Here is a 10546-nt window from a genome sequence, read left to right as displayed (position 1 = left end):
ACCAAAAAATAGCCGCATGAAACTCCCAAAAAGAGAATGGTGGCGCGAAGCGCCACCATTCTCTTTTTGGGGGGAAAAATCACAGCCATAGGGCTGTGATTTTTTCTATTTGCTGCTTTGACCTTCTTCACGGCTAGAGGTTTGGATATACAGCGTTAGCAAGAAGACGGTAGGTACAAATACGGCTAAGACAGTTGCGAGAAGACCAAGAAAATTAGTTTCCATAAATTTGAATTTGAGTGCTGATTTTTAAAGATTTTGATGACTGCTAATATTCTAAGTTCAAAATTGATTAGTCTTACGAAAAAATTAAAAAAACCAAAAAGAAGGTGACGCTTTGCGTCACCTTCTTTTTGGGAGATTAGGCTTCCCAGAGCTTGCTGATATTCTTTTCTAGACGATCTTCGGCTTCCGCAAATATCTGTGCGGAGTTATCCAGCATTTCACCAGCATGAAGCTCAAGGATCTTGGTAGACAGGGCAATACGATCGCGTGACTCATCAATATCGACAACTACAGCCTTGATCATGTCATTGATTTGAAATACACGGGTAGGATCGCTGATGGGCTTTTGGCTCATCTCCTTGACGTGCAGTAAGCCTGAAACCCCAGCAAACTCCACAAAGGCTCCGAAAGGACGAATATTGGTAACTTTTCCAGTAATCAGTAGTCCCTTCGACAATTGGCTCATGGCAGCAAGCTTAGCGGCTTGGCGGTTAGAAAGCACCAATTTTTTGCGCGTTTCGTCAGCCTCTAACACCATCACAGGCAACATTTTGCCCACCAATTTAGCAAGATCTGAGGTATCAGAAAGGTGCGATCGCGGGACAAACCCACGTAAACCCACAGAGTCAACGATCACACCACCGCTATTTGTGCCGATCACCTTAGTTTCAAAAACCTTGGACTCTGCTTGGTAATCACGGAGAGTCTGCCAAGCTTGCTTAAATAATAAACGTCGCACCGAAAGCTTTACTTCACCATCAGCATTCTGACTGCTAATAATCAGAAATTCGTACTCATTACCGATGGGGAAAGCATCACTATTGGAGCGCGAAGAACCACTGAGCGTGGCTTCTTCGATGGGGAGGAAACCTAAAGATTTAGCGCCAATATCGACATAAATGCCACTACTTTCGACTGACACTACCTTGCCCTTCACAGTTTGCCCAACGGCGAATTCGTAGTTATGCTCGGCGAGGGCATTGGCAAAATCATCGGCAGAAAATGGCTGAATATTTGTTGTGGCGTTCATGGATATGAATATGCGTAGCGTTGCTTGCGTGTATTTTAGTGTAATTGTCTCACAGCACCCATAAAGAATGTGAAGTAAATCTATCTTCTCCTAAAATTACTGCATTTTTTTAGGATTAGGAGCGATCGCCAAACTATAGCCGTAAAGTTGCGCCCCGCAGGGGTCCAACTTTACGGGTTTTTTGTAATTTATTTTGCACAAGTACTTAGCGATCGCCAATTAGTGGCGCAATTCGCTTATTCGGTCTTTTGTTGGCGATCGCTAAGCAGATACACAACAAATAACCCAACTATTACCAAATCAATCGCCACAGCAACTCCTGCTTGCCCAAGATATTGGCGACCATAAATCAACACTAAACTAACGAAAGTCAGCTTGCTCACAATTGAGATAAACACAATCAAAGAACGGTTTAGGGGGTTAAACACCCCATAGATTTGCATTGCGCCCACAAGAGTTATTAAAGCGCCCCAATTACGGACAATGATTTCAGAAAGTTGACCTTCTAAAGAATCACCAAACAAAGAATTTAGGGCTGCTTGTGGTGCGATCGCGGCATAAAACAGCGTGCAAGTTAGAGCGCCAGACAAGAGCAAAATCCACTTTATGTTGGCTGCAATCCAATTCGTCATTATTTCCTGTTGGGGATAAGTTGCCTTTACTTTATGACAGCTTTTTTGCCAATGCACTAGACTAGTAGATAATTAAAGTCAACTGATTACCGCATCGACAGGGTTATAAGGAGCGACAGGCAGTGATGTCTTCTGGTAAAAAAATCTTTTTGGCAACCTTTTGGCGGCGCGTCAAAACGACGGTCGTAAGTTTAGCAATATTGCAAAGTGTAGCGATCGCAGTGCCAACGGCTGCTCGTGCTGACAGTGAAAATGCAGCGACGATGGGCTATACCGAGCTACTTTCAAATGTGAAAGAAAATCGCGTTCAAAAAATTGATCTCGAAAGTAACGGTTTAGCTGCGGAAGCGGTTTTAAAAGATGGTCGCAAAGTCAGGGTTGACTTAATTGCCCGTGATGGCAATACCGAGTTGATGAAGGCTCTGAGGGAAAATAATGTCGATATCGCGGTAAAAGCCCCTCAGCAACCAACCTTAATTTGGCAACTTGCAAGTACATTTTTTGTACCGATGCTGTTGATTTTTATATTGTTAATGGTGTTACGTCGCCTTAGCAATGCTCCTGGGGGACCCGGACAAACTCTCAGCTTTGGTAAAACTAAAGCAAGATTCTCGCCCGAAGCAAAGACAGGAATCATGTTTGAAGACGTGGCTGGCATTGATACAGCGAAGGAAGAATTACAGGAAGTTGTTACATTTCTTAAACAGCCTGATCGCTTTACGGCTGTAGGCGCAAAAATCCCCAAAGGTGTATTGCTGATTGGCCCTCCTGGAACAGGTAAGACTCTACTAGCTAAGGCGATCGCAGGAGAGGCGGGGGTTCCATTCTTCTCGCTGTCAGGCTCAGAATTTGTAGAAATGTTTGTGGGTGTAGGTGCTTCCCGCGTCCGCGATTTATTCCAAAAGGCAAAAGATAACGCCCCATGTATTATTTTCATCGATGAAATTGATGCGGTCGGTCGGCAACGGGGCGCTGGTATCGGTGGTGGTAACGATGAACGTGAGCAAACCCTGAATCAAATGCTCACGGAAATGGATGGGTTTCAGGGTAATTCTGGCGTAATTGTCGTCGCTGCAACTAACCGTCCTGATGTTTTAGATAGTGCTTTGCTACGCCCTGGTCGGTTCGATCGCCAAATCACCGTAGACTATCCCGACTATAAAGGTCGTCAAGAAATCCTCAAAGTCCATGCCCGCAATAAGAAACTAGAGGAAAATGTTTCTCTCGAATCAGTGGCGCGTTTAACCCCCGGATTTGCAGGAGCCGATTTGGCAAACTTGCTGAATGAGGCTGCCATCCTAGCGGCTCGACGCTATAAAGAAGCGATCGGAGAATTAGAAATTGCCGATGCAATTGATCGCATTACCATTGGGCTTAGCATGAAGCCGATGCTCGATAGTTCTAAAAAACGTTTGGTTGCCTATCACGAAGTCGGTCATGCCTTGGTCATGACTCTTCTTAAAAATGCATCTTTGCTCGACAAGATTACGATCGTGCCTCGCTCTGGTGGTATCGGTGGCTTTGCGAAAGGTGTTCCCGATGAGGAATATGGCTTAGAGTCGCGATCGCAGATTTTGGACACGATTACGATGATGCTTGGTGGGCGAGCCGCTGAAGAAGTAGTCTTTGGCGATGCCGAAATCACTACAGGCGCATCGGGAGATTTCCAACAAGTTGCAAGGCTAACTCGCTTAATGGTGACTCAATTCGGGATGTCAGATTTAGGATTGGGTGCTTTAGAATCCGAAAGTGGCGAAGTATTTTTGGGGCGCAACTTTATGCCCCAAAGTGATTACTCCATCAAATTAGGCGATCGCATTGATCGGCAAATCCGTCAGATTGCCCAAACTTGTTATGCCACAGCCAAACGTTTGATCGAAGAAAATCGAGACCTATGCGATCGCCTAGTCGATATTCTCTTAGACGTGGAAACCTTAGACGGTGAAGAATTCCGCAAAATCGTCGGGGAATATACGAAACTACCCGAAAAGAAACCTGTCTCAGTGAAGTTCTAAAAAAAGGGAGCGCTGAGCGCTCCCTTTTTTATGTGACGGCCAGCTTTTGCAACTTAACCTCAAAGCGTTCCCAAGGCTTAGGCTCGATCACTTGGGTGGCAATATTATTTTCTGTAAATAGCGATCGCAAAGAATCCATCGATCCTTCCGCCTTCAAGATATTCAACAAGACCCCGCTATAGGTCAAATCACCACCTGCGGCGGTTGGCAACATCACTTGAGGCCTGAGCCACTTTGCAACTTGCAAAGCCCCTTGTTGACCTTTAATGACCGTGCCAATCAGAGGTAATTTCAAATCAATCATGGGCGTAATCACCACATCCACAGGCGCAAACTCTTGAATTGCCGCAGCATGATAGCCGTGAGGTTCGTAATAAATGGAAGTTCCTTCTACGAGATCTCGGAGAATATATCCATTCTCCAGAGTAGTGGGGCCAACAGGTGAACCTAACACGGCTCTGATTTCCAATAGACTGGGAATGCTGAATACTTCACCGTGGGCAAGAGCCGTAACTTGGGTATAGCCAAGTTGGCTGACTAGTTTGGCAGCACTTGGTGAACCAACTACAGGAATTTGGCGATCAAGTTGCTTCAGGGTGGGGGGATGGGCGTGATCTGGTAACCCCTGTGACAGCAAAATCAAGTCAATATTTTGGGGAATCTCCCTTGGAGTAAGTCGCTCAGATTTAAAAAACCATGCAGCATTACCGAACATCAACGCATCAACCAACCAAGGATCAAGCAAGATGCGTTTGTCCGCAATCTCAATCAACCATGAATTACTGTCTAGCCATGTTAAATACATAAGTCTTAGAGTTGGTATTTTTTCTACATAATATTGTAACGAATTGTTTACAAACAAAATTATAGCTGTCGCCATTGCATTAGAACAAATCAAATCAAAACCAGAAGACGAGTTGGGGCGCAAAGCGCCCCAACTCGTCTTCTGGTTTTGTGTCCCAAATAGATGAAGGCGGCGCTTCGCGCCGCCTTCATCTATTTGGGTTTTATGTCCTAAGCAAAACTTGCATTGCTATAGGAGGAGGGCAAAGAATTTTTGATATAAAAAACCCGCAGGAGGCATTCTTGCGGGGGGAAATTATGTAGATACGTCGCTAGTGAGTAGAGTATCTTCCTTTTTTCTGGTTTGAGTAGTGACCCAACTCACATCAAGATGGCGATCGTGTAACAATTCTCTTGTGACAGTGATCACACGTACTGATCAAAACCGCAGACCATATGTTGCCCCCACAATCTTGACTGTACTAATCGACACTTTTGCAGATCATCCTTTAAACGTATAAGAAATCAGGGCTAAACTTACGTCAATTTGCAATTTGCAGCTTTACTGTTATTTCTCTCAATAATCTGTGGCAACTTCAATTAAGGGGATAAGCGGCAAATCAACCAATTTTAGGGGAATAAAGCTCTATCAAAAGCATTAGCTGATCCAATCGTCATTTTGATTGGTCTAGTTGATGTTGTAGCAGCCCATCTAAGTAGTCCTGAAGACAAACTGTAATACCACAACACAAAATGGCTATGCCATTTTGTGTTGTGCAAACCCTTACTGGTTTTAGTTTTCAACTCACAAAAGTATGACTATATTTTTGTGAGTTGGTGTAAATGCTCAACAATCCAAATAGCAGTGTATGGATCTAATCATGGCAAAAGTCATCACAAAAAGAAAGAATTATTTTGCACGTTTTTTGGCGATCGCGATCGGGGCTGCAATATTTGCTGCATTTACGCCAGCGATCGCCCATGCGATTGAGACAGGCACACTAGAGTCTTTAACCAAAAACACAAGTGAGCTAAAGCTATCAGTTGATACGAGTTGGGTGCTGATCACGGGGTTTTTAGTATTTTTTATGCAATGTGGATTTGCCATGCTAGAGGCTGGGCTGGTCAGACAGACGGGGGTAGTAAATACACTTACTGAGAACTTCATTGATGCAGCAGTTACTCTTTTAGCTTGGTGGACTACTGGTTTCGCGATCGCCTTTGGCACAACTAGTAATGGATTATTTGGAGTAGATGGCTTCTTTTTAAGTAATGCTTTTACTTTAAATAATGGGGCGATCGAGTATGCCATGGGTTCGGGAGGTTCCACTGCCCCGATCAACACATTGACACTGTTCTTTTTTCAGTTCGCTTTCTCGGCAACAGCAAGTACGATCACCACGGGGGCGATGGCTGAACGGACAGAATTTAAAGGCGATTTAATCTATGCCTTTATTATGGGTGCTGTGATGTATCCCATCGTCGTCCATTGGGTTTGGAATAATGGCGGATGGTTAAATAAACTCAACTTCCATGATTTTGCGGGAAGTTCTGTTGTCCACACTGTAGGCGGATGGACTTCTCTAGTTGGTGCATACTTACTTGGTCCACGTCCTAATCGCGTATGGGGGCAAATTCCGCCAGCGCATAACCTTGGATATGCCACGATTGGCACGATGATTTTATGGTTTGGTTGGTATGGATTCAATGCGGGTTCAACTTTGACGTTGGAGAATACAGGGCTAGTGGGTTTAGTTGTGGTAAATACAACCCTAGCGGCTTCGACTGGCGCAGTAGCAGCCATGCTCTATATTTACTTTCGGTTTAAGCAATGGCACTTATTCTGCGGTCTAAATGGCTCGTTGGCAGGTTTAGTAGCTGTGACCGCAGGTTGTGCGTACATTATGCCTTGGGCGGCGGCACTGATTGGCTTAGTTGCTGGAGTACTGGTTCTAGTCGTCGTGGACATCATTGAGTGGTTTGAGATTGATGATCCTGTGGGAGCCTTTGCAGTACATGGCTCTTGCGGCATGATGGGAACGATCGCGGTTGGTTTGTTAGGACATCCCGCTCTGACCATCAACAAAAAAGCAGGATTATTCTTGGGTGGCGGCTTTGACTTACTTGGTGTACAACTTGGTGGGGTAGCCGCGATCGCGCTCTTTACAGTTGCCTTCTCATTTTTGATGTTTGTACCGCTGAAAGCAGTTGGTCTACTACGGGTTAATGAAGAAGCTGATCGCATTGGCATTGATGTTTACGAGCATGGGGCATCGGCTTGGCCAGATGTTTATCCCATCGATGATCTGCAATTTGATGATGACGAAGAATAAAAAGTAAATGGCAGCGCTTGGCGCTGCCATTTACTTTTTTTAGTGTTTTTCTGAGGTGATTTTGCTAGTATTATTCGGATAGCTTGTGCTGCTAAAACTCAATTCTCAAGACTTTGTTTTTAATTCACAAAAGTGTGACGACATTTTTGTGAATTAAAAACAAACCCAGTAAGGATTTTAAAATCTAAAAATGGCAGTGCCATTTTTAGATTTGGTATTATTTGTGCTGAGCGGGACACTATAAAGATATTGGCGACATCCATGACTCCTGATTTAGGCTGGCAACCAGACACATCTGAAGATATCTCCCCCTCAAATCCTCAGGTGCTAGTAGAGCAACTGCATTATTACAAGTGCTTGCTTGCTGATCTGTTGACAGTATCTTTATCTTTATCTAGCACCAATGATTTAAGAACTTTTTTAGAATCAGTATTAGCGACAACTCGCAAAATGACAGCAAGTGATGCAGGCAGTATTTATTTAATCGATCGCTCTGCCCCAGTCCACACAGTCTGCTTTGAAGTTTCTCAAAATGATTCTCAACCCGATCGATCGCTAGTCAACTTTGCCGTGCCACTCAATCAAGATAGTATCGTCGGCTATGTGGCGATGACAGGTGAAACGCTCAATTTATCTGATGTGCGCGATCTCCCAGATGATGCTGTATATCAACATCACAAGACTTTTGATTACGATATTGAATATCACACACGTTCAGTTTTAGCCGTTCCCATGTTTGATTCGCAAAAAAGAACAAGCGGCGTTTTTCAGTTAATAAATCGTAAGGTTCAAGATATTTCAATTACATCAGATAATGTCAGAGAAATCACCCTTGCCTATTCAGATTTAGATGAGAAATTATTAAAGGCGATCGCTTCTCAAATATCTCTATACATTGAGCGATCGCAACTTTTAGGGCAAGTATTTCCCTCCTAAAAGCCTTAGCAAAACTCCAGTTTTTGTGGGTATTAGGACATAAAGCCCAAGAAGAGAGGAGTGGCGCGAAGCGTCACTCCTCTCTTCTTGATGATTCGTGAGTTATATCTCAATTAAAGGCAACGAGAAGCGCTACTTTTAATTTCAAAGCTTAAGTATTTATACTCAATAGCAAATAGCCAATCTTAAGGAAGTATAAGGAATCCCCATCTTTTCCTATAAGATTTAACATAGGATAAATTCTTAGATATTTATACGGAGATTATTTATTTATGCTCACTTTAAAAATAGTGGTCTACATCACTGTCATATTCTTTATCAGTTTGTTTGTGTTTGGTTTCCTCAACAGCGATCCATCTCGCAACCCAGGTAACAGGGATCTCGAATAGTGATCAACACCCCCACAGCTAGCTCTGCCAAATCTCAATCTTCAACTCGCAAAAGTAATGACTGGCGGTTGATGTTGAGCTTATTGCCTTACGCAAAGCAAAATTCTAAACAGCTTGTCATATCGCTGCTTTTACTTGTGCCTCTCTCGATCGCTAGTGCTGTCCAGCCAATTTTGGTACAGCAAGGCATTGATGGACCAATTAAAAACGGCGATTTGTTGGGTTTGCGGTGGATTTGCCTAGTCATACTATTGACGATCGCAGTGCGCCTTGCGTTTCAGTCTTGGCAGGGCTACTTGGTGCAAGAGGTTGGACAAAAAATCACCGCAGATATCCGCGCTGATTTATTTCGTCACGTCACATCTTTATCAACTAGTTTTTTTGATCGCACGCCCGTTGGCAAACTCATCACCCGCTTAACTAGTGATGTCGAAGCATTAGGTGATGTATTCGCAACTGGTGCTGTGGGTGTATTAAGCGATTTTGCAGCGATCGGGACGATCGCTATTTTCATGTTTTTGCTACGCTGGGACTTAGCCCTGATGCTAGTGATCATGGTGCTACCCGTGACTGCATTAATCGTCTATTTCCAGTATGAATATCGCAAAGCAAATTTCAAGGCCCGCGATCGCCTATCAGAACTTAATTCAATTCTGCAAGAAAATATTATTGGCGCAAATATCGTTCAGTTATTTCGCCGCGAAAAGTTTAACTCCGCCCAACATCTCAAAGTCAATAAGCAGTATGTAGACGAAGTAAATCGCACAGTTTTCCATGATTCTGCGGTTTCGGCAACGCTGGAATGGATCGCGCTAGTGGCGATCGCTGGCGTACTGTGGCTAGGCGGTGGACAAATTGTTCAAAAAAATCTCACTTTTGGTGAACTGTCAGCTTTTGTGTTATTTTCGCAGCGCCTGTTTGACCCAATTCGCCAACTCGCAGAAAAATTTACCACGATTCAAGCAGGATTTACAGCAGTTGAACGGATCAATGCCATCCTGCAAGAACCCATCGAAATTCGCGATCCTGAATCTCCCAAAAGGCTACCCCTTGATGGCACTGGCGAAATTTGTTTTGACCATGTGTGGTTTGGTTACAAGCCCGATGAGTATGTCCTCAAGGATGTTACCTTCACACTGAAAGCAGGCGAAAAAATTGCTCTTGTAGGCCCCACAGGAGCGGGTAAAAGCTCGATCATCCGATTGTTATCGCGTCTATACGAGCCAACCAAAGGCAGAATCCTCATCGACGGTATCGACATTCGCGAAATTACCCAATCAGAGTTACGTCGATGTATTGGCGTAATTTTGCAAGATGCTTTCCTATTTTCTGGGGATATTAAGGACAATATTACTCTTGGTGAAGACTATGCGATCGAGCAAGTAGTTGAAGCCGCCGAGTTGATGAATGTCGATCGCTTTATTCAAGAACTGCCCGAAGCTTACGCAACTCAAGTCCGTGAGCGCGGTACAAATCTTTCGGGTGGACAAAAGCAGTTACTAGCCTTTGCCAGAGCTGCCATTCGCGATCCGCGAATTTTAATTTTGGATGAAGCAACCGCTAGTCTTGATGTCAGCACCGAGTTTTTGATTCAACAAGCCTTAGATCGATTGTTGATTGATCGCACTACGATCATCATTGCTCATCGTCTATCTACAATTCGCAACGTTGATCGCATCCTCGTACTAAAGCAAGGCGAAGTCATCGAATCTGGCACTCACGATCAACTAATTGCCCAACAGGGTGTGTATGCCAGCCTCTACGAGCTAGAAATGATGGCAACCAATTAAAGAAGCACCGTTATACTGGATAAAATTTAGCATCAGCGGCTAGTTCCAGTGCGATCGCCTTCTGCTCTAGTTTATCAAGAGGAAATCCTTGAATATTTGCATGATTGGGATTTTTTGGTGTTGGGTCTTTCACTACCTGCAAAGACTCAACTTTACATTTAATTGCCTGAATGTCAGCCCTGCCGTAAAAAGTTTTATTTAGCTCTCTAGCTGTTTCCTCACCTAAAGCCAGTACTTCTTCAATGGTTGCATCGAGATATCGGGTTAAAGATAATTCCTGATAAGGATGAGGCATAAACAGTTCAGGCTTTGCAGTTTGATCGCTACTGCGAAAGTGGTTACTTTGCATTGCATATCGAGCTAAGATTTCATCCTCACTCACATCAGGTACATGATTAGCATCGATCATGCTC

The 10546-nt window shown here is 43.9% G+C and carries 10 protein-coding genes; 5 read left to right on the top strand and 5 right to left on the bottom strand.

All coding sequences use genetic code 11. The annotated features are described in order from the left end of the window. Positions 1-105: 105 nt before the first annotated feature. The 3 genes from psbM to B9G53_RS17705 form a co-directional block, all read right to left on the bottom strand. Positions 106-225: a photosystem II reaction center protein PsbM gene (gene psbM, locus B9G53_RS17715; protein WP_009625880.1), complete on the bottom strand. Its 120-nt coding sequence runs from the start codon at positions 223-225 to the stop codon at positions 106-108. A gap of 136 nt (positions 226-361) precedes the next feature. After that, on the bottom strand, positions 362-1255 hold the full coding sequence (locus tag B9G53_RS17710) for a S1 RNA-binding domain-containing protein (RefSeq protein ID WP_094534655.1): 894 nt from the start codon (positions 1253-1255) through the stop codon (positions 362-364). Between the two features lie 236 nt (positions 1256-1491). Beyond that, entirely contained in the window at positions 1492-1887 is a 396-nt protein-coding gene (locus B9G53_RS17705; RefSeq protein WP_094534653.1) for a hypothetical protein, read from the bottom strand. A 125-nt stretch (positions 1888-2012) separates the two neighbouring features. Here B9G53_RS17705 and ftsH point away from each other — a divergent pair, with 125 nt between their 5' ends. Continuing rightward, on the top strand, positions 2013-3902 hold the full coding sequence (gene ftsH / locus B9G53_RS17700) for an ATP-dependent zinc metalloprotease FtsH (RefSeq protein ID WP_094534651.1): 1890 nt from the start codon (positions 2013-2015) through the stop codon (positions 3900-3902). Between the two features lie 28 nt (positions 3903-3930). Here ftsH and B9G53_RS17695 read toward each other — a convergent pair whose 3' ends face one another. Continuing rightward, on the bottom strand, positions 3931-4707 hold the full coding sequence (locus B9G53_RS17695) for an MBL fold metallo-hydrolase (protein ID WP_094534649.1): 777 nt from the start codon (positions 4705-4707) through the stop codon (positions 3931-3933). 859 nt (positions 4708-5566) lie between these two features. Here B9G53_RS17695 and B9G53_RS17690 point away from each other — a divergent pair. The 4 genes from B9G53_RS17690 to B9G53_RS17675 all read left to right on the top strand — a co-directional run bounded on the left by B9G53_RS17690 (position 5567) and on the right by B9G53_RS17675 (position 10133). Further along, positions 5567-7018: an ammonium transporter gene (locus B9G53_RS17690; protein ID WP_094534663.1), complete on the top strand. Its 1452-nt coding sequence runs from the start codon at positions 5567-5569 to the stop codon at positions 7016-7018. A gap of 261 nt (positions 7019-7279) precedes the next feature. Beyond that, positions 7280-7954, top strand: coding sequence for a GAF domain-containing protein (locus tag B9G53_RS17685; protein WP_094534647.1), 675 nt, complete (start codon positions 7280-7282; stop codon positions 7952-7954). Positions 7955-8226: 272 nt separating this feature from the next. After that, positions 8227-8343 (top strand): photosystem II reaction center protein I, encoded by a 117-nt coding sequence (locus tag B9G53_RS17680; RefSeq protein ID WP_071590106.1) that lies wholly within the window; start codon positions 8227-8229, stop codon positions 8341-8343. Between the two features lie 71 nt (positions 8344-8414). Beyond that, a complete protein-coding gene (locus B9G53_RS17675; protein ID WP_176453259.1) occupies positions 8415-10133 on the top strand; it encodes an ABC transporter ATP-binding protein in 1719 nt (572 codons plus the stop codon). Between the two features lie 10 nt (positions 10134-10143). Here B9G53_RS17675 and B9G53_RS17670 read toward each other — a convergent pair whose 3' ends face one another. Further along, complete coding sequence (locus B9G53_RS17670; protein ID WP_094534645.1) at positions 10144-10542, bottom strand: hypothetical protein; 399 nt, start codon at positions 10540-10542, stop codon at positions 10144-10146. Positions 10543-10546 lie beyond the last annotated feature (4 nt).

The sequence above is a fragment of the Pseudanabaena sp. SR411 genome (assembly GCF_002251945.1).
GTDB lineage: Bacteria > Cyanobacteriota > Cyanobacteriia > Pseudanabaenales > Pseudanabaenaceae > Pseudanabaena.
The sequence above is the reverse complement of the archived record's forward strand: the minus strand, read 5'-3'. Positions and strand labels throughout refer to the sequence as shown.

What these genes read in the sequence shown, in the direction of transcription:
- B9G53_RS17695 (WP_094534649.1), bottom strand. Translation starts at nt 4,707, where the DNA reads ATGTATTTAACATGGCTAGACAGTAATTCATGGTTGATTGAGATTGCG.
- B9G53_RS17690 (WP_094534663.1), top strand. Translation starts at nt 5,567, where the DNA reads ATGGCAAAAGTCATCACAAAAAGAAAGAATTATTTTGCACGTTTTTTG.
- psbM (WP_009625880.1), bottom strand. Translation starts at nt 225, where the DNA reads ATGGAAACTAATTTTCTTGGTCTTCTCGCAACTGTCTTAGCCGTATTT.
- B9G53_RS17680 (WP_071590106.1), top strand. Translation starts at nt 8,227, where the DNA reads ATGCTCACTTTAAAAATAGTGGTCTACATCACTGTCATATTCTTTATC.
- B9G53_RS17675 (WP_176453259.1), top strand. Translation starts at nt 8,415, where the DNA reads ATGTTGAGCTTATTGCCTTACGCAAAGCAAAATTCTAAACAGCTTGTC.
- ftsH (WP_094534651.1), top strand. Translation starts at nt 2,013, where the DNA reads ATGTCTTCTGGTAAAAAAATCTTTTTGGCAACCTTTTGGCGGCGCGTC.
- B9G53_RS17710 (WP_094534655.1), bottom strand. Translation starts at nt 1,255, where the DNA reads ATGAACGCCACAACAAATATTCAGCCATTTTCTGCCGATGATTTTGCC.
- B9G53_RS17685 (WP_094534647.1), top strand. Translation starts at nt 7,280, where the DNA reads ATGACTCCTGATTTAGGCTGGCAACCAGACACATCTGAAGATATCTCC.
- B9G53_RS17670 (WP_094534645.1), bottom strand. Translation starts at nt 10,542, where the DNA reads ATGATCGATGCTAATCATGTACCTGATGTGAGTGAGGATGAAATCTTA.
- B9G53_RS17705 (WP_094534653.1), bottom strand. Translation starts at nt 1,887, where the DNA reads ATGACGAATTGGATTGCAGCCAACATAAAGTGGATTTTGCTCTTGTCT.